Source organism: Mammaliicoccus sp. K-M42, from assembly GCF_022386375.1.
GTDB lineage: Bacteria > Bacillota > Bacilli > Staphylococcales > Staphylococcaceae > Mammaliicoccus > Mammaliicoccus fleurettii.
Genome location: NZ_JAJNIS010000004.1, coordinates 135945 through 159128, shown reverse-complemented (window position 1 = coordinate 159128; position 23184 = coordinate 135945). Strand labels below are relative to the sequence as shown.

Sequence of the window (23184 nt, the reverse complement as noted above, 5' to 3'; positions counted from 1 at the left end):
AATACAATCTTAAGATTTTGTACGTGCATGCTTGCCTAGGGGTATGGCTCGAGCCTGTAGTCTCTCACGCATACTATTCCCACAGGCGTCCGCACTTTACAAAATCGTTAACAATATCTATTTAAATACAATCTTAAGATTTTGTACGTGCATGCTTGCCTAGGGGTATGGCTCGAGCCTGTAGTCTCTCACGCATACTATTCCCACAGGCGTCCTCACTTTACAAAATCGTTACCAATAGCTATTTTTATACAAAAAATAAGAGCAGCAATTCATTATTAAAAATGAATTGCTGCTCTTTATGCTCATAACTAGCAAGATACTAGCTTCGATAAAAATTATTTAACGCCGGCCATCAATGTTTTGATTTTTGGACTAGCGATTAATAATAATACTGCAATGACAATTGCTATAATACCAGAATATAAGAAGTAATCATTAGAACTGATACTTGTATAAACTTTAACCATTTGAGCATTTAACCCTTGTGCCATAGCATTTGATAAGAACCAAACACTCATCATTTGAGCTGTAAATGCTTTTGGTGCTAATTTTGTTGTTGTTGATAAAGCGATAGGTGAAATACAAAGTTCACCAAGTGTTACAAGTAAGAAACTAGCGAATAACCAAAATGGGTTAATTAATGATGCGTCACTTGATAAAGGTACAACCATAATAATGTATGAAAGACCTGCTAAGAATACACCAATTGAGAATTTATAAACTGTTGGTGGATTGAATTTACCTAATTTAACCCATAAGATTGAGAACAATGGTGCAAATAAAATGATGAAGAACGGGTTAAGTGATTGGAACCAAGCTGCTGGTATAGAGAAATCAATTGCGCCACCAGTTAACTTAGACATACTTAATTGTGTTTTAGTATCAGCGAATTGTGCTAATACTGTAGAACCTTGTTCTTGAATCATCCAAAATGCTACTGCTGCAATAAATAATGGTATGTACGCATAAACTCTTGAACGTTCGTAATCTTCTGTTTTTTTACTAGCTGTAATTTTAACAAAGTAATAAATTGGTAATAGAACACCTAGAACCGAAATGAAGTTTGCAAAGTTCGGTAATGTTAATTGACCAAATAAACTTAAAATTACGCAAACAATAGCTATTATAACTACGCATATTGCAACGATTTTTGTGATTTTTTTCTTTTCTTCTGCATTCAATGGATCAGGTACTTCGATACCAGCAAGACCTAAATATTTTTTGTTAGTTAAGAAATAAATAACTAAACCAAGAAACATACCTACTGCTGCTACTGCGAAACCAGCATGGAAGCCTACATTAACTTGTAACCAACCGATTAATAGTGGTGATAATAATGCACCTAAGTTAATTGACATGTAGAAAATTGTAAATGCTGAGTCTAATCTTGGATCGTTCTTTTCGTATAATAAACCAACAGTTGAAGAAATGTTTGGTTTTAATAATCCAGTACCAATAATTAAGAATAGTAGTGCGACTAATAATAATGTGAAATTACTAGGTAATGATAATAGTATATGACCAATCATGATGAGTATTCCACCATAGAACAGTGCATGTCGTGTACCTGTAATTCTATCAGCAATCCATCCTCCGATTACACCACTCATGTAAACAAGTGCACCGTAAATAGATACAATTTGTAATGCTAAACCTTGGTCAATGCCAAATCCACCTTTTGCTACTGAATAGTAAATGTAGTAGGCGAGAATTGCTTTCATTCCATAATAACTAAATCTTTCCCAAAATTCGGTTAGGAATAATGTTGACAACCCTTTAGGATGACCAAAGAAACCAGTACGTGGTGTACTTTGAATAATTTCCTCTTTTGTATAATGTTTGTTACCCATTTTTTACTTCCCCTCATAATAAACTGTATTCATTTTAGATGTACTTAAAAATAGCACATGTTAAATTGTAATCGTTTCATAAAATAAACACAAGTTAAAGATTACTAATATTCATACAATAATGATTATTTGCAATAATTAAAACCAGTAGTATCAAGGGATGTAGAAAATAGAATTATTTCTTTAAAAATGTAAACGCTTTCTTATGATAAAGAGTAATAAGTTTATATATGTGAAAAAATAAAATAAGACGTAGATTAAGTCGGAAGTTAATCGAAGAGTTAGACCAAGTTGTAGGTTAAGTCGGAAGTTAATCGAAGAGTTAGACCAAGTTGTAGATTAAGTCGGAAGTTAATCTAAGAGATAGGGCAAGTTGTAGATTAATTCGGGAGTTAATCTAAGAGTTCAGTCAAGTTGTAGATTAAGTCAGTAGTTAATCAAAGAGTTTAAGCAAGTTGTAGATTAAGTCGGGAGTTAATCGAAGAGTTCAGCCAAGTTGTAGATTAAGTCGGAAGTTAATCTAAGAGTTCGACTAAGTTGTAGATTAATTGGGAAGTTAATCTAAGAGTTCAGCCAAGTTGTAGATTAATTGGGAAGTTAATCTAAGAGTTCAGTCAAGTTGTAGATTAAGTCGGGAGTTAATCGAAGAGATAAGCCAAGTTGTAGATTAAGTCAGAAGTTAATCTAAGAGTTCGACTAAGTTGTAGATTAATTGGGAAGTTAATCTAAGAGTTCAGCCAGGTTGTAGATTAAGTCGGGAGTTAATCGAAGAGATAGAGCAAGTTGTAGATTAATTCAGAAGTTAATCTAAGACATACTCAAATTCAACACCATACACTGAAAAGCTCATAGGGCATCAATGACTTTCATAAAAAATAAGAGCAGAGATTCATTTTTAATAATGAATTTCTGCTCTTATTATATTTCTGTTCCACTCCCTGTATATGCTACTATCTGTTATCTATATTTCTGTTCCACTCCCTGTATATGCTACTATCTGTTATCTATATTTTCAGGGTATAGGTCATGGTTCATCATGCGATATTCTGCCATTTTTTCATATTTTGAGTCAGGTCTTCCATAGTTAGTATAAGGGTCTATTGAGATGCCGCCACGTGGTGTGAATTTACCTAAAACTTCAATATAATGTGGATCCATTAATTCTATTAAGTCGTTCATAATAACGTTCATGCAGTCTTCATGAAAGTCTCCATGATTTCTAAAGCTAAATAAGTACAATTTTAAAGATTTAGATTCTACCATTTTAACATTTGGAATGTATGATATATAAATCGTAGCAAAATCTGGTTGACCAGTTATTGGGCATAAAGAAGTGAATTCTGGACAATTAAATTTAACGAAGTAATCTCTACCTTGATGTTTATTGTCGAATACTTCTAACACTTCTGGTTTATATTGATCATGGTATTGATTGTTTTGGTTTCCTAATAATGTGATATCTTTTAATTCTTCTTTATTTCGTCCTTCTGACATTATGATTCTCCTTTTGTAATTGATTCTTTAGGTTTTGGATTTCTTTGAGCTTTTTTGAACATATAATATCCTGCAAGGAATATAATGATGTATCCTAAATAACTTAATAAATCTGGAACTTCTTTAAATATGATGAAACCGAGTAAAGCACTAAATATGACAGATGCGTATACAAATATTGAAATGTCTTTAGCAGCTGCATGACTATATGCGATTGTTATACCAAACTGTCCAACTGTAGCGAATACACCTGACATTAATAATATGATGATTTGTGATAAAGTCATTGGTTCAAATGTGAAAATGACAAATGGGATTAATGCTACTGTTGAAAAGAATGAAAAATAAAATACTGTAGTATAGGATTTCTCACGTTGTCCTAATGGTCGCAAAGCAGTATATGCACCAGCTGCAAAGATTCCGGATAATAAACCTATAACTGCGGGCATTGTATCTGAATCCAATGAAGGCTTAATGATGAAAATTGAACCAGCAATTGCAATAACCATTGCAATAATTTGATATTTCCGAGCTTTTTCATTTAAAAACAACGCACAAAGTAGTATAGTCCAGAATGGATTTAATTTCATTAACATATCCGCATCACTCAATACCATATGATCGATTGCATATATGTTGAGTAAAACACCAATTAAGCCCAGTGTAGAACGTAAAATAAGTAATGGTTGGTTTTCTAATTTTCCGAAAAATGGTGCTTTATATTTGATGACGAAGTAAATAGGTACAATCATCGCGATGAGGTTTCTAAATAGTGATTTTTGAAAAACTGGTAAATCACCAGAAAGTCTGAAGAATACAGCCATTAAACTAAAACCAATTGAAGAAATGAGTATTGCAATGATGCCTTTAACTGTAGAGTTCATTTAAACACCTTCTATTTTTTATCAATGAACATATATTATCATAATTCACTTTAAAAAGTATATGTCATGTTGACTGAAATCATTTTTGAAACTTAATTTTATGAAAGTAATTTTCAAATGTTGATTTATCAACGATTGTCATATGTGGATGGAAAGTCAACCCTATTTTTTTAAAAAAAATAAGGTAATATAAGTGTTATGAATCATTTATAGTGTTATAATAAATCACATAATATAGTATCTACATAAAAAAGCAGACACAATATCTTGTGTTTTGCACATTTAGAATAAAATTGAATAAAGTGTTGGATTTTTTGTATTTTTATTTTATAAATGCAATTTATTAAGTATATATATGTGGCAGGTGAAAGTTAATGAAGATAATTTATTACTCTTTAACAGGTAATGTAAGACGATTCATTCAGAGGGCTGGGTTGTCTGATACAATGGCTCTCACTGAGGCAAACAAAACAAATGCAATTAATGAACCATTTATAATTGTGACAGGTACAATCGGATTCGGACAAGTTCCTGATACTGTACAAGATTTTTTGAATGTAAATCATCAACATCTGAGAGCAGTAGCAGGTAGTGGAAATAGAAATTGGGGACAGAATTTCGCGAAAGCAAGTGATGAAATCGCGAATAAATATCATGTCCCTTTATTGATGAAGTTTGAATTACACGGTAACCAAGAAATAGCAGATGAATTTAAAGAAAAGGTGGTTAATCTCTATGAAAATGATAAACAAACAGAAGCAAAATCATATTGAATTAAACAATAAAGTGACAAAGAGAAGAGAAGATGGATTTTTTGATATTGAAAAAGACCAAGAAGCATTAGAAGTATATTTAGAAGAAATTGCAGAAAAAACAATTCAATTTAATGACCCCATAGAGCGTTTGCACTTTTTAGTAGATCAAGACTTCTATTATGATCTATTTAAAGAATATAGCGAAGAATCACTAAAAGAGATAAACCAATTTGCAGATTCAATTCCTTTTCAATTTGCAAGTTATATGTCAGCAAGTAAATTTTTCAAAGATTACGCTTTAAAGACGAATGATAAATCAGAATATTTAGAAACTTACAAAGAACACGTTATTATTGTGTCTTTATATTTAGCAAAAGGTAATGTTGAACAAGCTAAGCAGTTTGTTGAAGGTATGATTGAACAACGTATTCAACCAGCTACACCAACATTCTTAAATGCTGGTAGAGCAAGACGTGGGGAACTAGTAAGTTGTTTCTTATTAGAAGTGGATGATAGTTTGAATTCAATTAACTTTATTGATTCAACTGCTAAACAATTAAGTAAAATTGGTGGCGGCGTAGCTATTAATTTATCTAAACTACGTGCTCGTGGTGAAGCAATTAAAGGTATAAAAGGAGTAGCTAAAGGTGTACTTCCAGTTGCAAAATCACTAGAAGGTGGATTTAGTTATGCTGATCAACTTGGTCAAAGACCTGGTGCAGGAGCAGTTTATTTAAATATCTTCCATTACGACGTATTAGAATTTTTAGATACTAAAAAAGTTAACGCAGATGAAGACATTAGACTTTCAACAATCTCTACAGGTTTAATCGTTCCTTCTAAATTCTTTGATTTAGCTAAAGAAGGTAAAGATTTCTATATGTTCGCACCACATACTGTTGAACGTGAATACGGTGTAACACTTGATGATATTAACCTTGACGAGTATTACGATGAACTTGTAGCAAATCCTAACATTATCAAAAAAGCTAAAGATGCTCGTGATATGTTAAATACAATTGCGCAAACTCAATTACAATCAGGTTATCCATACTTAATGTTCAAAGATAATGCGAATAAAGTACACCCAAACTCTGAAATTGGCCAAATTAAAATGAGTAATTTATGTACTGAAATTTTCCAATTACAAGAAACATCCATTATTAACGATTATGGAACAGAAGATGAAATCAAACGTGATATTTCATGTAATTTAGGATCATTAAACATTGTAAATGTAATGGAATCTAAGAAATTTAAAGATTCAGTCCATACAGGAATGGATGCTTTAACAGTTGTGTCTGATGATACAGAAATTAAAAATGCTCCAGGAGTTAGAAAAGCGAACAGTGAATTGCATTCAGTTGGCTTAGGAGTAATGAATTTACATGGTTATTTAGCTAAAAACAAAATCGGATATGAATCAGAACAAGCAAAAGACTTTGCTAATGTATTCTTTATGATGATGAACTACTATTCTATTGAGCGTTCAATGGAAATAGCTAAAGAAAGACAAGAAACATATGCTGATTTCGAAAAATCTGATTATGCTTCAGGTAAATATTTTGAAAAATACATTCAATCTGATATTAAACCACAATACGACAATGTTGCAGCATTATTTGAAGGCATTGAAATGCCAAATGCTGAAGATTGGAAAGCATTAGCAGAGGCAGTTAAAGAAAATGGATTATATCATGCTTATAGACTTGCTATTGCACCAACTCAAAGTATTTCATATGTACAAAATGCTACAAGTTCAGTAATGCCAATCGTAGATCAAATTGAAAGAAGAACTTATGGTAATGCAGAAACATTTTACCCAATGCCATTCTTATCACCAGAAACTATGTGGTATTACAAATCAGCATTTAATACAGATCAAATGAAATTAATTGATTTAATTGCAACAATTCAAGAGCACGTAGACCAAGGTATTTCTACAATCTTATATGTTAATTCAGAAATTTCTACGCGTGAACTTTCAAGATTATACGTATATGCTCATCATAAAGGTTTGAAATCACTTTACTATACACGTAATAAATTATTAAGTGTAGAAGAATGTACAAGTTGTTCAATTTAATCATTTTAATAAGATAGGAGATCTAACATGAAGGCAGTAAATTGGAATACACAAGAAGATATGACGAATATGTTCTGGCGTCAAAACATCTCACAAATGTGGGTTGAGTCAGAATTCAAAGTATCTAAAGATATGGCAAGTTGGGAAACACTGACTGAAGCAGAAAAAAACACATTTAAAAAAGCATTAGCTGGACTTACAGGTTTAGACACACATCAAGCAGATGATGGAATGCCATTAATCATGATGCACACTCAAGATTTAAGAAAAAAAGCTGTATATTCATTTATGGGAATGATGGAACAAATACATGCGAAAAGTTATTCTCATATATTTACTACATTATTGCCATCTAGTGAAACAAATGAATTATTAGATACTTGGGTTGTGGAAGAACCACATCTAAAATATAAATCAGATATGATCGTTGGAAACTACCATAAACTATGGGCTAAAGAAGCATCAATATATGATCAATATATGGCTAGAGTTTCAAGCGTGTTCTTAGAAACATTCTTGTTCTACTCAGGTTTCTATTATCCTTTATATTTAGCAGGACAAGGTCGTATGACAACATCAGGTGAAATTATTCGTAAAATATTATTAGACGAATCAATTCACGGTGTATTTACAGGTTTAGATGCACAAAGCCTGAAAAATGAACTTTCACAAGATGAACAAATTAAAGCAGATAGAGAAATGTATCGCATGCTAGATTTACTATATAAAAATGAGTATGAATATACAAAAACTTTATATGATGATATTGGTTTAACAAACGACGTAATGAATTACGTAACATATAATGCGAACAAAGCATTAGCAAACTTAGGATTTGACCCATATTATGAAGAAAAAGCATTCAATCCTATAATCGAGAACGCATTGAATACAAGCACTAAAAACCACGATTTCTTTAGTGTTAAAGGTGACGGTTACGTTATAGCATTAAACGTAGAAGCCCTAAAAGATGAAGACTTTATCTTTGAAGAAAAATAAGAATATAATGATCGTAGCCGAGACAAGTGAATTGTCTCGGCTCTTTTTTGTGTGGAGAAAGTGGGCTTTATAGGGGTGGGCTAGATTATGGGGCGTGGTTGCGGGAGATGATTGTGCGCTAACTGGCAGAATTCTGAATAATGCTCCTTAGATTGCGCTAACTGGCAGAATTCTGAATAGTGCTCCTTAGAAAGCTCTAACTGGCAGAATTCCGGATTATGCTCCTTAGATTACGCTAACTGGCAAAATTCCGAATAATGCTCCTTAGAAAGTTCTAACTGGCAGAATTCTGAATAGTGCTCCTTAGAAAGCTCTAACTGGCAGAATTCCGAATAGTGCTCCTTAGAAAGTTCTAACTGGCATAATTCTGAATAGTGCTCCTTAGGTTGTTCTAACTGGCAAAATTCCGAATAATGCTCCTTAGAGACAGCACCTCATACGGACATTATTCGGAATTATGTCCCTAACAGCACCTCATACGGACATTATTCGGAATTATGTCCCTAACAGTGCCTCATACGGACATTACTCAGAATTATGTCCCTAACAACACCTCATACGGACACTTCTCGTAATTATGTCCCTAACAGCGCCTCATACGGACATTACTCAGAATTATGTCCCTAACAACACCTCATACGGACATTATTCGGAATTATGTCCCTAACGACCTCATGCTTTTTATTAATCTGTATTACAAAATAACAACTATTATCTTTTGCCATAAAAAGTTAACATATTTTTCAATATTAATTGATTTTAATAGAAAGTAATTGTTTATAATGAAGGTAATAGATGAAAGGTGGGTTTAATCTTGAAAAGAATTTTACTTGGCTTATTAACAGTATTAGTTATATCTGTGTTAGCTGCATGTGGAAATGATAAGAAGGAAGAAGAGCATAATCATTCGGAGCATAAATCGTCTGATAAACCTCAAGCTTTGGAAGTAGCATTAAATGTACCGAAAGAGGCGGAAAGTGGAGAAGAGGTTGAATTATCAGCTGAAGTTACACTTGGTAAAGAAAAGGTTAAAGATGCAGATGAAGTAATGTTCGAAATTGTGAAAGATGGAGACAAAGGTTCTTCTGAGATGAAGAAAGTTAAAGAAAATAAAGATGGCGTTTATAAATTGAAATACAAATTCAAAGATGCTGGTAAATACAATGTAACCAGTCATGTAACAGCTAGAGATCAACATACAATGCCTAATAAAGATATTGTTATAAAATAATTTTTAAAGAGGCTGAGACAAATTAAATTGTCTCAGCCTCTTATCATTTTTTGAAATAGCATTGCTTTTAATTTTATTCTTCATTACAATAGAGATAATGATAATCGTTATCAACTAATGAGAAGTAGGGTGTGACATGGGAAAATTTTTAATGCGTTTAGATGTTTTGATTGTATTATTAGTTATCACGACATTCTTCTCGATTTTTATAGGTGTGTCCGAAGTAAAACCGTTACACATATTTAACTTATCTGATGAACAAAAAAATATATTAGTATCGAGTAGAATTCCAAGAACAGTGAGTATTATAATTTCGGGTAGTTCTTTAGCAATTTGTGGTCTTATTATGCAACAGCTTACCCGTAATAAATTTGTTTCACCAACAACAGCTGGAACTATGGATTGGGCTAGATTAGGTATCTTAATTGCGCTCATCGCTTTTCCAGACGCAAATATATTAGTCAAATTACTATTTGCTACATTGTTGAGTTTGTGTGGAACGATGTTGTTTATGCAAATTCTTCAACGAATTCAATTCAAAGATGTCATATTCATCCCACTAGTTGGTATTATGCTCGGCAATATTGTTTCTAGTTTTTCTTCTTTTATTGCTTTAAGAACGAATACAGTTCAAAGTATTGGGAACTTTATGCAAGGTAATTTTTCAATTATTACTAGCGGTAGATATGAAATTCTATACATAAGCATTCCTTTTTTAATACTTGCATTTATATTTGCGAACCAATTCACGATTGCCGGAATGGGTAAAGATTTTAGTGTGAATTTAGGGCTTAACTATCAAAAAGTCGTAAATATTGGGCTGATTATCGCTTCGATTATTACTGCATTAGTTGTTGTAACAGTTGGAACAATGCCATTCTTAGGTTTAATTATTCCAAACTTAATTTCTATATTTAGAGGTGATCATTTAAAAAATGCTCTACCACATACTGCTGTATTCGGGGCGTTGTTTGTTATGATTTGCGATGTGTTAGGTAGATTAATCATCTTCCCATATGAAATTACAATTGGATTAACAATTGGCGTAATTGGTAGTTTTATTTTTATAGTAATGCTGATGAAAGGACGTTCAAGAAATGCTCAATAAATTATCGCCCATACATAAATTAATCCTTTTATCCGTATTAACTGTTCTAATTGCAGCTTTGTATTTATTTTATAATATTAATCCGAATATTTTAGAGTACCAATTAACCGGTCGTGTAAGAAAAGTAATCGCTATGTTGTTAGTAGGAGGAAGTATTGCTGTTTCTACAGTGATTTTTGAAACGATAACCAATAACAGAATTTTGACACCATCCATTATCGGTTTAGATGCTGTATATATGTTTATTAAGACTTCACTAATATTTATATTCGGTTCAACTTCATCAATTGTATTAAACTATCATTTGAATTTCATTATTACACTTGTTGGCATGATTTTATTTAGCTTGTTTTTATTCCAAATATTATTTAGATCTAAAGATCAAAATGTATTCTTTATACTATTGCTTGGTATTGTTTTCGGAACATTCTTCTCCAGTTTATCTAGCTTCATTGAAATGATGATTGATCCTGAAGAATTTTTATCTATACAAAGCGCGATGTTTGCAAGTTTTAATGCTATTAATGAAGAATTGCTTACAATATCAGGGGCGGCATTGTTAATTATGATCATTATAGCGTTCAGAATTAGACCATATTTAGATGTATTATCATTAGGAAAAGATCATGCAATAAACTTAGGTGTTAATTATACAAATGTTACGAGATGGCTGATGGTTATGGTTGCATTGCTTGTAACAATTTCAACTGCGTTAGTAGGACCTATTACATTTTTAGGTTTACTCGTAGTTAATCTCGCACATGAATTTATTAAAGAATTTGAACACAAATATATATTGCCAGCTTCTATACTCATAAGTTGGATTAGTTTGTTTCTAGGTCAATGGGTTGTCGAACATTTATTTGAAGGTAATACAGAAATTAGTATCATGATTAACTTTATTGGAGGTATTTACTTTATATTCTTAATTTTAAAGGAGCGTAATGTAGCATGATAAAAGTCGAAGGATTAACAAAAACTTATCATCAAAATAAAGTCGTAGATGATGTTGATATAGAAATTGAAAAAGGCAAAATCACTTCTTTTATAGGTCCTAACGGCGCTGGGAAAAGTACGGTATTAGCTATGGTCAGCCGATTGATTGAAAAAGATAAAGGAAAAATTAAAATAGATAATCAAGATATTGCTTCAATGAAAAGTAACGAACTTGCTAAAAAGCTCGCTATTTTAAAACAAACGAATCATACGGAATTAAAAATTTCTGTAAGACAACTCGTTAGTTTTGGTAGATTTCCATACTCAAAAGGTAAATTAAAAAGACAAGACAATATTATGATTGATAAAGCACTCGATTATTTAGGGTTAACAAATATTCAAAATAAATATTTAAGTGAATTATCTGGTGGACAGAGACAAAGAGCATATATTGCTATGACGATTGCTCAAGATACTGATTATATATTGTTAGATGAGCCATTAAATAATTTAGATATGAAACATTCTGTACAAATTATGAAAATTTTAAGAAGACTTGTTAAAGAAATGAATAAAACGATTGTAATTGTTATACATGATATAAACTTTGCTTCTTGTTACTCGGATAGAATTATCGCGATTAAAGATGGAAAAGTAGAAATCGCTGGTTTTAAAAACGAGGTCATCAATGAACCGGTATTGAGTGATATTTACGATCTAGATATCAAAATACAAGAAATAAATGGACAACGTATATGTGTTTATTTTGATAATGAATACATTGAAGTAGATGAAATTAAAACTTTAGCTATGTAGTTAATAATACTTTAATCAATGAAAGGAGTGATGCTTGATTTTACATGGGCAGATAGGTTCTTGGACACATTTTATATCATTTAATCAGAAGGAGAATCATGAACTATGAAGAAAGTATTTGGTTTTATTATAATTAGCTTGTTATCAGTAGTGCTTGTAGCTTGTGGAAGTAACTCAAACAGCAAAGACGAAAAGTCATCAAAAGATGATACTAAAAGTGGTTCTCAAACTATAGAAATTCAATCGAAATATGAAGTTAGTGGCGAGAAAAAAGACGGCAGTGACTCTAAAAAAATTGAAGAAAAAGTAAAAGTACCAGTAAATCCTAAAAAAGTAGTCGTATTAGATTATGGTGCTTTAGATACAGTAGAAGCTTTAGGTGCTAAAGATGCAGTTAAAGGTGTGCCAAAAGGGGAAAATGGCGCGTCATTACCTGGATTCTTAGACACGTTTAAAGGCGATGACGTTGTGAACACAGGTTCAGTAAAAGAAGTGAATTATGACAAGATTGCTGAAATTCAACCAGATTTAATCTTATTCTCTGGTCGTACAGCAGGTACAGAAGTACAAGATGAATTGAAAAAAGCAGCTCCAGATGCAGCTAGATTATACGTTGGCGCTGATGATAAAAACTTATTAAAATCAGTGGAACAAAATACAACTAATTTAGGTAAAATCTTTGATAAAGAAGATAAAGCAAAAGAATTAATTGCTGGTTTAGATAAGAAAGTAAAAACAGCAAAAGAAAAAGCTGAAAAATCAGATGACAAAGCAATGTACTTACTAGTTAACGAAGGTGAACTATCTACATATGGACCTGGTGCTAGATTTGGTAGCTTAATTTATGATGTACTAGGCGTTAAACCAGTTGATAAAAATATTAAATCAAGTGGTCACGGTCAACCAATCAGTTATGAATATGTAACTAAGAAGAATCCAGACATTATTTACGCAATGGATAGAGGTAAAGCAATCGGTGGTAAAGAAAGCTCAAACAAAGCATTATCAAACGATGTCATTAAAGATGTAAAGGCAATTAAAGATAAAAAAGTAGTTAATGTTGATCCACAATTATGGTACTTAGCTTCAGGTGGCGTAAGAACAACTGAAAAACAAGTAGACGAAGTAATTAAAGGTTTAGAATAAATAAAAAGAGGCTGGGACATAAATACCCATTCTCAAATAAAAAGAGCTAATCCATATTTTCGGATTAGCTCTTTTTTCTTTATTTATAAAATCTACGATTTTGTACGTGCATGCTTGCCTAGGGTATGGTTCTAGCCTGTAGTCTCTCACGCATACTATTCCCTCAGGCGTCAGCACTTTACAAAATCGTGACAAAATATCCATTCTTATACAAAAAAATAAAGCACTTTTAATCTTCTAACTGTTCTCCTATAATTCTTACTTCTCTTTTTAATTCTATGTCGAATTTTTCTTTTACTACATTTTGTACATGTTTTATTATATTTTCATAGTCTGTAGCAGTACCGTTATCTACATTCACTATAAATCCGGCATGTTTTGTAGAAACTTCTACTCCGCCGATTCTATGACCTTGTAAATCTGCATCTTGAATAAGTTTGCCTGCAAAATGATTAGGAGGTCTTTGGAATACACTTCCACATGAAGGATATTCTAATGGTTGTTTATCTTCACGACGTTGTGTTAAGTCATCCATCGTAGCTTGGATTGAATTAATGTCACCGTCTTTTAATTTAAATGTTGCTTCTAATACAACTAAATGTTTACGTTGAACGATACTTGTACGGTAGTCTAATTCTAAGTCTTCACCTTTAATTACATGTAATCGGCCTGTGTCATCAACAGCTTTAATGTGATCTATACAATCTTTCACTTCGCCACCATATGCACCAGCATTCATATAAACTGCACCACCAACAGAACCTGGTATACCACAAGCAAATTCTAGTCCTGTTAAATGATGATCTCTAGCACGTCTTGATACATCTATTATAGCTGCGCCACTTCCACAAGTAATTGTTTGATTATTAACGGTTATTTCGTTGAATTGTAATAAGCTTATTACGATACCTCTTATACCACCATCTCGAATGATGATGTTAGATCCATTTCCTAAAAATGTGAGAGGGATTTGATTGTTATATGCAAACTCTATAATTTTTTGAACTTCAATATGTGAAGTTGGTGATAAATAAAAGTCAGCTTTACCGCCTGTTTTAGTGAATGTATATTTTTTTAGTGGCTCGTTCACTTTTATAAGTGATTTAGGGAGGAAAGTAGATAACGCCTCCAAAATTGTATGATTGTCCAACGTACAACGTCCTTTCTATATTGTGCTCATATTACTATTATATCAAGATTTATAATCTTAAGCGAATAGGTTAATTTTTATGCTCATTTAATAATTGTTGAAACCATTTTTGTTTTTGATTTTCATAGTCTTTAATGCTAAATGAGCTATGTAGTGCTGCTAATTTAAATGAGTCATAAGTTTGTATAATATTTTTATCATTTGTTAAAAGTGACTCTACAGTTAAATAATCATAAAGCATTTGGTTGTTTTGTTCAAGAATATGTAAACGCGTAATTTGTTTTAAGCTGATCAAATCTTCAAATTGAGCCATCATAACTTTTTTGTTATAGCCATTATGTAATCGATATATACGGTGATAGTTCAGTCTTTTTTCATCTAAGCTAGTAATATCATGTAAAGATTTTACAGTTACAAGGACATCAACTATTGGCTCAGTAGAATAATTCGTTTGCTTTGTCCCACCTATATGGTAAACATCTAAAACAGGTGTATCTAATAAATGAATTAATAAATGTTGAATTCTTTCAAAATTTAGTTTAAAATCATCAGTTGACTTTAGTTGAATAAAAGGTTGAGGAAGTTTTAACATAAAGACTCCTTTCTTTAATCATAATTGAATATACAATATAACATTTTAATTATCCATGAAATTAGGTATAATACAAGTGAAACAGAGGTGCAATGATGAAAATTAAATTACTTTATTTAATGATGTTTGTTCTTGTCTTTATTATTGCAGCTTGTGGTAATGAATTACATTCAGATCTTCAAAATTATAAAAAGGATATGAAACCTATTTATAAAAAAGAAAATTCAATTCTTAATGATATAGATAAATTAAACTTAAACCGGTTAGATCAACTTATTGGCACGGAAGTAACAGTTGAGAAGCGTAAAGAGTTGGATGAACTTCAAAATAAGCTTGAAAAGCAGATAATACCTGAAGTCAAAGATCTAAAAAAACAAGCTGAAAATATAGATGCAAAGACAAATGATGTTAAAGATGCTCATAATATATATGTGAGTAACGTAGCAAAGAAAGAAAAAACAATAACAGAATTAAATGAATATATTTCATTGTTCAAAAAATCTATTGAGTCTAATGAAAAAATATTAGAATATACAAGTGTTTTTGAACAAAATAAATCTGATGCAGAGAAAAATGCAAAGCTAGCCAAAAATAATGCAGAAGAAAAAGAAGATTATGAAGCACTCGTTTCAGTTATTGATAAAAACAGTGAAGAGTTAAGTAGTAAAGCAAAATATTTAAATGAAACTCAGAATGTTCAAGATAGAGCAGATTATATTGAGAGTGAAATTATTCCATTGTTTTCTAAAAATGTTAAATCATTAAATCAAACGAATATCTCATCTAAAAGAGTTAATCAAATGAGACAAGCTCAAATAGAGGTATATTATACGCTCATTAATTATTATAAAGAACGTAAAAAAGGGATTGTAATTGAAGATAAACTTCAAAAAATACAAGTATCAAACGGTATGAATGCTCAATTTACTTATCTAGGTAAAGATGAAAAGTATGACAAAGCAATCGAAAGGTTAGATAAATAAAACACACCAAATACATTAATTTTGGTGTGTTTTCTTCATTTTTTATTTATGGTATCTTCATTTTTACGATTCTTTGATAAATATATGTTTTTGCCTACTAATGATACGAACCAAATAGAAAATGCGATTATAAGAATAAACGATAATGCAGGTTGATTTGTAAAATCAAATAAAAACAGTATAGAAATAATAAGTAAACATGCATTAATCGTATCAATCATGCCCCATCTTTTAATAAGTGTGGGTTTAGCATCTTTGGACAAAACTGGCACCTCCTTAATATATAACTAGTATACCAAAATTGTCTTGTGGTTAATATTATAGTTTAAGGGTAAAGATAATAAAGCCAATTATTAAAAATAGAATTTGCCATATAAATGGATAGATGATATAGTGTTCAATTGTATTGGTTAAATTATGATAGAGGTGAATTAAAATGGTCGTGAAATTAACTTCCATCGATCAATTTGAAAAAGTACTCAATGATAATCCAAACGTATTTGTTATGAAACATAGCGGTACTTGTCCTATTTCAGCAAGTGCATATGATCAATTTAACAAATTCTTATATGAAAGAGACATGGATGGTTATTATTTAATTGTTCAAGAAGAAAGAGAATTGTCTGATTATATAGCTGACAAAACTGGAGTCAAACATGAATCGCCACAAGCATTTTACTTTGTAAATGGGAATGCTGAATGGGATGCGAGTCATGAAAATATCACAGTAGCAAGTTTATCGAAAGCAGAAGAGTAATATTGATAATAAGCAAACAGTCAAAAAAGACTGTTTGTTTTTTTGTTAAATGTGTAAAAAAACAGTATAATGAATTATGATAAAAAGCATGAGGTGAAAATTATGAGAGTATTAGTTGCGATGGATGAGTTTGATAGTATTTTATCTAGTTACCATGCAAATCGATTTGTCGAAGAAGCAATAAAGTCTCAATTTAATGAAGCGGATATTGTACAAGTTCCATTATTTAATGGGCAAAGAGAAGTTATAGATTCAGTATTATTATGGCAATCCGGAACAAAATATTCAGTAGATCATCATGATGCATATATGAGACCGAAATCATCTGTATATGTAGTGACTGAACAGAATATAACAGTTATAGAAGCAGGGGATATACTATCTTCAAGTGAAGAAATCATTAGTCCACTTAATACAAGTTCGTATGGATTAGGTGAAGTCATTTTAGAAGCACTGAATGAAGAAAGCAAAGAAATGTTGATATCAGTAGGGAATGTAGCAAGTTATGATGGTGGGCTTGGTATGTTACAAGCGTTAGGTGCTAAATTCTATGACGCAGAAGGCGCTTTAGTAGATGTTAGTAAAGGCGCTAAATGGATGAAATATATTAGAACAATTGATTTATATGATTTAGATAAAAGATTAAAAGATAAAAATATTAAAGTCATTACAGACTTTGAATCTAAATACTATGGTAAAGACAGCCGAATTATGAAAGAGCAAGAATTAAATCAAATTGCTAAAGACGATGCTGTTTCAATCGATAATGCATTGTGGTATATCAGCGAATTATTTAAAAGTCAGCATAAAATATTATTAGGTAAAGAAGAAAGAGGCGGATCAGGAAGCGGATTAGCTGCTTTATTTAATAGTTTATGGGATGCCCAACTTGTTACTGGTGGGGATGTAGTCAATGAGCTTACGTATTTAGATCAATTAATAGAGCAAGCAGATTTAATTGTATTTGGTGAAGGTTTACAACCTAATCAACAATTGTTGGAGACAACTTCAGTGAGAATAGCAGAATTATGTAAAAAACATCAAAAAATAAATATTGCGATATGTGCAACAGATGAAAAATTCGATCAATATTTAGAACAAGATGTTACTGCAATGTTTAAAGTATTTAATAAAGACCAATATACGATGAGTGATTTAGAAATGGGCATTGCCTTGAGACATTTAACAACGCAGTCACTTAGATTACTAAAATCATCGTTATAATTAAAAGATTAAAAAAACCATGCATAGCCGTTAAGTAAGTCTTAACAGGTATGCATGGTTTTTTGATTTATTATGATTGCTTTTCAAATTCAGAAACGATACCGATAATTGTGTGGACTGCTTTTTTCATGACATCTATTGAAGCATATTCAAATGGTCCATGGAAGTTTGCTCCGCCTGTAAATAAGTTTGGCGTTGGTAAGCCCATATACGATAATTGTGAGCCGTCAGTTCCGCCTCTTATTGGTTCAATGATAGGCGTTATACCTAATGACTTGATAACTTTCTCTGGTATGTCAACAAGCTCAGGATGTGGCTTGATTTTTTCACCCATATTGAAATATTGATCACGAATCGTTACATTAATCAGTTCACTATCATATTTATGATTTAAAATTTTGGCTATATCTAATAAATGATTTTTTCTTCGTTCGAATTGTGCTTTATCATGATCACGAATAATATATTGAAGTGTTGCTTTTTCAACTGTGCCAGACATATCTGTTAGATGGTAAAAACCTTCGTATCCATCCGTTTGTTCTGGTACTTCATGATTAGGAAGTTGATCATTAAAAGCCATGGCTAAAGTATTAGCATTAACCATAACATCTTTAGCTGAGCCTGGATGGACGTTGACGCCATTCACTTCTACTATTGCAGCTGCAGCATTAAAACTTTCAAATTGTAATTCACCTTCAAGACTGCCGTCTAATGTATAAGCAAAATCTGCATTAAATCGTTCAACATCAAAGTTATGTGGGCCTTTGCCTATTTCTTCATCTGGTGTAAAACTAAATCTAATGTCACCATGTTTAATTTCAGGATGTTCATTCAAATAAATAATGGCTTCCATAATTTCAACGACACCTGCTTTATCATCTGCACCAAGTAAAGAAGTACCATCTGTCGTCATCAAAGTATGTCCAATTACTTTGTTTAATTGTGGAAATGTTTTTGGACTAAGTATTTTATCTGAATTTCCTAATTGTATATCTTGACCGTCGTATTTTTCGACTATTAAAGGTTTAACATTTGATGCGTTATAGTCTGGAGAAGTATCGATATGAGCTAATAAACCTATAGTTGGAACCTTTTTATCGGTATTTGATGGAAGTGTTGCCATTAAATAACCTTTATCATCTACATCTACTTCAAGGTTTAATGCCTTTATTTCTTCTTGAAGCAGATTAATTAAGTCCCATTGCTTCTCAGTAGATGGTGTAGTTTGGCTAGATGGATCAGCTTGTGTATCTATTCTTACATATCTTTCTAATCGATCAATTAGACGTTGTTTCAAATTGCTCGCTCCTTTTTACTTCTATTTACGTATTTATTATACGCTCTTTTGTTTCCTAGAAGCAAAAGAATGCTTTGAACGAACATAGATTTGGAAGATGATTTCTGAACATAAAATACCAAATGCGATAGCACCAGAAATCAATGTAGCTTGTAACGTTGTATTGATTGCAACGTCATAATTATTAATAACTAAATTTTTAGTAGCGTCATATGCTAGACCACCTGGTACAAGAGGAATAATACCGGCTACTATAAATATGATCATTGGTCGTTTGTAATAACGGCTCATAATATGACTCATTAAAGCTAATGCAAAGCTACCATAAAATGAAGCTTGTACTTTATCAATACCAAAATCTAACGAAATTGTGTAAATCATCCAACCCATTGCGCCAACGATACCGCAAGCTATTAAAAGTCTCTTAGGTGCATTGAAAATGACAGAGAAAAATAACGTTGCTGTAAAACTTAATAAAATTTGATATATATAATCTAACATTTAAAGCACCTCCTTAACTTAGTAATAACACGATTGCAACACCAGCACCGATAGCAAAAGCCGTTAGTGCCGCTTCAACGCCTTTTGAAATACCTGCAAGTAGTTGACCAGCCATTAAATCTCGAATTGCATTTGTAATAAGTACACCAGGTACTAGAGGCATTACTGAAGCAATAGTTATTAAGCTTAAATTTACGCCTATAAAGAAATTAACACTTATGGTTGCAATTGTAGCGATAATCAATGAACTTATGAACTCAGTAAAGAATTTAATTCTAATTGTGTTATGAACAATAGACATAGTTAAATATCCTGTACCACCAGCTATAAATGATGGAATCACTTCAGCTTGTTTACCACCAAACATAGGTAAGAAACAAGCTGAAGCAATCGCTGCAGCTAATACTTTTAACCAAAAAGGAAACTGCAATGCAGCATGATGCAAATGTATGAGTTCCGATTTAGCTTCGTCTATCGATAATTCATTATTCGCGATTTTTCGTGAGATTTGATTCGTTAATGAAATTTTTTCTAAATCTGTTGTACGTTCATCTATTCTTATTAGACGAGTGTTTGTTCTGTCGTTAAGAGAAAAGATAATAGCAGTAGAAGTTACGAAGCTATGTGTGTTTTCTAAGCCATAGCTTGTCGCAATTCTTGCCATTGTATCTTCAACTCTATACGTTTCAGCGCCACTCTCTAAAAGTATTCGACCAGCTGTCATGACAACATCAATTATTTTATTTTCATCTATAATAGTGAAGTCTTGTATCTCTTCCATATTAACCTCCAGTTTCACATTGAATTAATGTTAATACATATAATAAAAACTTTCCAACAAAAAACATAGAATTGCTATAGGCAATTCTATGTTCATTTTATAATTTAATAATTGGATTGAACATTACTTTGTTTTGACCTTGTAATTTTGCTTCATGTAACATATCATCGGCATCTTTAAAGACACGACGTTTAGATTTGTTGTCTTGTTCACTTAAGTAACCTACGCCAATAGAAACAGATAACTTTATCGTTTCTTTATTTGGTAAATGGAATGTAGACTGTTGAACACTATCGCGAATGCTTTCAGCTAATTTAATCGCACTGTCTAACGTCTCACCAACAATTATAATCGAAAATTCTTCTCCACCGTTACGAAAAGCCTTAACATCTTTTGGTAAATAATTTATCAATAACTGTGACATTTGTTTAAGAACAGCGTCTCCAGCTTTATGACTATATGCATCATTTACATTTTTAAAGCCATCTATATCAATTAATAATAAAGCCATAGATTGATCATTTTCAGTAATTTGTTCTGTAGTCTTGTTTAAATAACGATCAAATTCTTTAACATTTCCTAATCCTGTTAAATAATCTACTGATTCTTCATTTTCATATCTTGAAATTAAATTTTTCAATATCCAAATGTCTCGATAAACACTTGCACTTATAATACTAAGAATAAAGGAAACGGGTACAAGAAACAACCACTCATTTAGCCATGAGTCTGGATTTAAAAAGATAAGCGTTATAGCTATAATAATGATGCTTATCAAATATAATAATTGAATACTAACAAAATCACTTTGTTTAAGAAATGGACCAATCACACCAACTACAACTGCTATAATAAGCAAATGCAGATTATCTAAAAATGGTGTTCCAAATGCGAACATGTCAACAAGTAATACAACACCTGCACTTAAAACAGAATAAAATAAATTAGTAAACCTTCCTAAGAAGAGAATTGGAATAAAACTTAAAGTAATAACATATTCATGATATTGTATAGGATTTGATACTAATAATATGGAAACACCTGTCATTAAAAGGGTGATATAATTTTGAGAAAAAGTCACTGTTCTTGTTTCGTTATATTGCATTCGATGGTATAGATAAAATGCTGCAATAGTCACTGATATATTAAATATAATTGCTTGTATCATTTAACACCATCCTTCTTTTAGTAAGCCATATGATATTGTAATCTATTAGGTGGCTTTTGTCACGATATAATAGGATATTTTGTTAAAAAAGTTTCTTTTTTCACATGAACGATATAATGTTCTGTTATGCTTTAAAATTCTTCCTACTAAAAAATGTGGTATACTATTGTTTTTATAGCATGTAGAATAAAACTTTGATATTCTAAAAGTAATATATAAATTAAAATAATGTTTCAATTTAAAAATGAAGGTGAATCCATGTTTACTTTGCAACTAATATTACTAACCATGATTGTAAGTTTAATACTAACACCTTTAGTCATTGTTCTTTCAAAAAAAATTGGTGCAGTTGATATGCCAAATGTTAGAAAAGTTCATACTAAACCAGTATCTGTATTAGGCGGATCAGTCATTTTATTATCTTTTCTTATCGGATTATGGTGGGGAAAACCTGTTGAACATGAAACAATTCCTATTATATTAGGTGCAATTGTTATATATTTAATTGGTTTAGTTGATGATCTTTATGATATGAAACCACTTGTTAAACTTGCTGGACAGATTGCAGTTTCTTTAATTGTAGTCTTAAACCATGTAACGCTTGATTTTATTACGCTACCTTTTGGTATAGTAATAGAATTTGGTATATTCAGTATTCCAATGACAATATTTTGGGTAGTTGCAGTTATGAATGCAATTAACTTAATTGATGGGTTAGACGGATTAGCGTCAGGAATATCTTGTATAGCTTTAATAACGATAGGATTTATCGCAATACTACAACAAAATATATTTATAATGATGATATGTGGTGTATTAATAGGTTCTTTATTAGGATTCCTAGTATTTAATTCACACCCTGCAAAAATATTCTTAGGAGATAGTGGGGCATTACTTCTAGGGTATATCATTGGTGTCTTATCGTTATTAGGTTTTAAAAATATTACATTAATATCGTTATTCTTCCCAATGGTTATTCTTGCAGTTCCATTTATTGATATGTTATTCGCTGTGATTCGTAGATTACATAATCGACAATCTATCGTACAAGCAGATAAATCACATTTACATCATAAGTTATTAGATTTAGGTTATACACATAGACAAACTGTCGTCTTAATATATATGATAGCTATTCTATTTAGTATATCGAGTGTGATACTTTATTTATCACCACCATATGGCGTCTTAATGATGTTTATTATGATTTTAATTACAATAGAGTTAATCGTAGAATTCACAGGTCTCATAAATGCAAATTACAGACCAATTCTTAACTTTTTAACAAGAACAAAATATAAAAAAGAACGCTAATAGAAATTAGCGTTCTTTCAGAGTGTCGACAAAGTCATAGACTTTGCCGGCATTTTTTTATGCGCATGCTTTCCGCGGGAAAAATAAGTATATAGGTTTTTAACGGCAA

The 23184-nt window shown here is 31.4% G+C and carries 22 protein-coding genes; 12 read left to right on the top strand and 10 right to left on the bottom strand.

Going from position 1 to position 23184, the window contains the following annotated elements; all coding sequences use genetic code 11:
* Positions 1 to 338: 338 nt before the first annotated feature.
* From LQ668_RS04475 to LQ668_RS04465, 3 genes are all read right to left on the bottom strand, one after another.
* Positions 339 to 1853 carry a peptide MFS transporter gene (locus LQ668_RS04475; RefSeq protein WP_078357363.1) on the bottom strand — a complete coding sequence of 505 codons (1515 nt, stop codon included), beginning with the start codon at positions 1851 to 1853 and terminating at the stop codon, positions 339 to 341.
* 993 nt (positions 1854 to 2846) lie between these two features.
* Positions 2847 to 3347, bottom strand: coding sequence for a preQ(1) synthase (queF, locus tag LQ668_RS04470; RefSeq protein WP_078357364.1), 501 nt, complete (start codon positions 3345 to 3347; stop codon positions 2847 to 2849).
* Positions 3347 to 4231: a DMT family transporter gene (locus tag LQ668_RS04465; RefSeq protein ID WP_078357365.1), complete on the bottom strand. Its 885-nt coding sequence runs from the start codon at positions 4229 to 4231 to the stop codon at positions 3347 to 3349. Before LQ668_RS04465 ends, queF begins: the two co-directional genes overlap by 1 nt.
* A gap of 374 nt (positions 4232 to 4605) precedes the next feature.
* Between LQ668_RS04465 and nrdI the strand changes: the two genes are divergently transcribed.
* From nrdI to LQ668_RS04425, 8 genes are all read left to right on the top strand, one after another.
* Positions 4606 to 5004, top strand: coding sequence for a class Ib ribonucleoside-diphosphate reductase assembly flavoprotein NrdI (nrdI, locus tag LQ668_RS04460; protein ID WP_107508988.1), 399 nt, complete (start codon positions 4606 to 4608; stop codon positions 5002 to 5004).
* Complete coding sequence (gene nrdE, locus LQ668_RS04455) at positions 4967 to 7072, top strand: class 1b ribonucleoside-diphosphate reductase subunit alpha (protein ID WP_107508987.1); 2106 nt, start codon at positions 4967 to 4969, stop codon at positions 7070 to 7072. Before nrdI ends, nrdE begins: the two co-directional genes overlap by 38 nt.
* Before the next feature lie 27 nt (positions 7073 to 7099).
* Positions 7100 to 8071, top strand: coding sequence for a class 1b ribonucleoside-diphosphate reductase subunit beta (gene nrdF, locus LQ668_RS04450; RefSeq protein ID WP_078357368.1), 972 nt, complete (start codon positions 7100 to 7102; stop codon positions 8069 to 8071).
* An 814-nt stretch (positions 8072 to 8885) separates the two neighbouring features.
* Complete coding sequence (locus LQ668_RS04445; RefSeq protein WP_078357369.1) at positions 8886 to 9302, top strand: FixH family protein; 417 nt, start codon at positions 8886 to 8888, stop codon at positions 9300 to 9302.
* Between the two features lie 136 nt (positions 9303 to 9438).
* Complete coding sequence (locus LQ668_RS04440; RefSeq protein ID WP_078357370.1) at positions 9439 to 10410, top strand: ABC transporter permease; 972 nt, start codon at positions 9439 to 9441, stop codon at positions 10408 to 10410.
* Positions 10400 to 11365 (top strand): iron chelate uptake ABC transporter family permease subunit, encoded by a 966-nt coding sequence (locus LQ668_RS04435; RefSeq protein ID WP_239775912.1) that lies wholly within the window; start codon positions 10400 to 10402, stop codon positions 11363 to 11365. Before LQ668_RS04440 ends, LQ668_RS04435 begins: the two co-directional genes overlap by 11 nt.
* Complete coding sequence (locus LQ668_RS04430; RefSeq protein WP_078357372.1) at positions 11362 to 12162, top strand: iron ABC transporter ATP-binding protein; 801 nt, start codon at positions 11362 to 11364, stop codon at positions 12160 to 12162. Before LQ668_RS04435 ends, LQ668_RS04430 begins: the two co-directional genes overlap by 4 nt.
* 105 nt (positions 12163 to 12267) lie before the next feature.
* Positions 12268 to 13308 (top strand): ferrated catecholamine ABC transporter substrate-binding lipoprotein SstD, encoded by a 1041-nt coding sequence (locus tag LQ668_RS04425; protein ID WP_107508986.1) that lies wholly within the window; start codon positions 12268 to 12270, stop codon positions 13306 to 13308.
* Between the two features lie 229 nt (positions 13309 to 13537).
* On the opposite strand, the gene murB is transcribed toward LQ668_RS04425, so the two are convergent.
* Positions 13538 to 14458, bottom strand: a complete 921-nt coding sequence (gene murB / locus LQ668_RS04420) for a UDP-N-acetylmuramate dehydrogenase (protein ID WP_078357374.1) — start codon at positions 14456 to 14458, stop codon at positions 13538 to 13540.
* A 70-nt stretch (positions 14459 to 14528) separates the two neighbouring features.
* Positions 14529 to 15050: a GrpB family protein gene (locus LQ668_RS04415; RefSeq protein WP_078357375.1), complete on the bottom strand. Its 522-nt coding sequence runs from the start codon at positions 15048 to 15050 to the stop codon at positions 14529 to 14531.
* Positions 15051 to 15145: 95 nt separating this feature from the next.
* Here LQ668_RS04415 and LQ668_RS04410 point away from each other — a divergent pair, with 95 nt between their 5' ends.
* Positions 15146 to 16033: an EMYY motif lipoprotein gene (locus LQ668_RS04410; RefSeq protein WP_078357376.1), complete on the top strand. Its 888-nt coding sequence runs from the start codon at positions 15146 to 15148 to the stop codon at positions 16031 to 16033.
* Positions 16034 to 16068: 35 nt separating this feature from the next.
* On the opposite strand, the gene LQ668_RS04405 is transcribed toward LQ668_RS04410, so the two are convergent.
* On the bottom strand, positions 16069 to 16305 hold the full coding sequence (locus LQ668_RS04405) for a hypothetical protein (protein WP_239700461.1): 237 nt from the start codon (positions 16303 to 16305) through the stop codon (positions 16069 to 16071).
* A gap of 164 nt (positions 16306 to 16469) precedes the next feature.
* On the opposite strand from LQ668_RS04405, the gene ytxJ reads away from it, so the two are divergent.
* On the top strand, positions 16470 to 16790 hold the full coding sequence (gene ytxJ, locus LQ668_RS04400; RefSeq protein WP_078357378.1) for a bacillithiol system redox-active protein YtxJ: 321 nt from the start codon (positions 16470 to 16472) through the stop codon (positions 16788 to 16790).
* 102 nt (positions 16791 to 16892) lie between these two features.
* Positions 16893 to 18014: a glycerate kinase gene (locus LQ668_RS04395; RefSeq protein WP_078357379.1), complete on the top strand. Its 1122-nt coding sequence runs from the start codon at positions 16893 to 16895 to the stop codon at positions 18012 to 18014.
* A gap of 70 nt (positions 18015 to 18084) precedes the next feature.
* Here the strand turns inward: LQ668_RS04395 and pepT are convergent, their stop codons facing one another.
* From pepT to gdpS, 4 genes are all read right to left on the bottom strand, one after another.
* Complete coding sequence (gene pepT, locus LQ668_RS04390; protein ID WP_107508985.1) at positions 18085 to 19311, bottom strand: peptidase T; 1227 nt, start codon at positions 19309 to 19311, stop codon at positions 18085 to 18087.
* A 36-nt stretch (positions 19312 to 19347) separates the two neighbouring features.
* Positions 19348 to 19812, bottom strand: coding sequence for a threonine/serine exporter family protein (locus tag LQ668_RS04385; protein WP_078357381.1), 465 nt, complete (start codon positions 19810 to 19812; stop codon positions 19348 to 19350).
* A 13-nt stretch (positions 19813 to 19825) separates the two neighbouring features.
* Positions 19826 to 20593 (bottom strand): threonine/serine exporter family protein, encoded by a 768-nt coding sequence (locus LQ668_RS04380; protein WP_016911793.1) that lies wholly within the window; start codon positions 20591 to 20593, stop codon positions 19826 to 19828.
* A gap of 97 nt (positions 20594 to 20690) precedes the next feature.
* A complete protein-coding gene (gene gdpS, locus LQ668_RS04375; RefSeq protein WP_078357383.1) occupies positions 20691 to 21761 on the bottom strand; it encodes a GGDEF domain-containing protein GdpS in 1071 nt (356 codons plus the stop codon).
* A gap of 258 nt (positions 21762 to 22019) precedes the next feature.
* Here gdpS and LQ668_RS04370 point away from each other — a divergent pair, with 258 nt between their 5' ends.
* Positions 22020 to 23075 carry a glycosyltransferase family 4 protein gene (locus LQ668_RS04370; RefSeq protein ID WP_078357384.1) on the top strand — a complete coding sequence of 352 codons (1056 nt, stop codon included), beginning with the start codon at positions 22020 to 22022 and terminating at the stop codon, positions 23073 to 23075.
* Positions 23076 to 23184 lie beyond the last annotated feature (109 nt).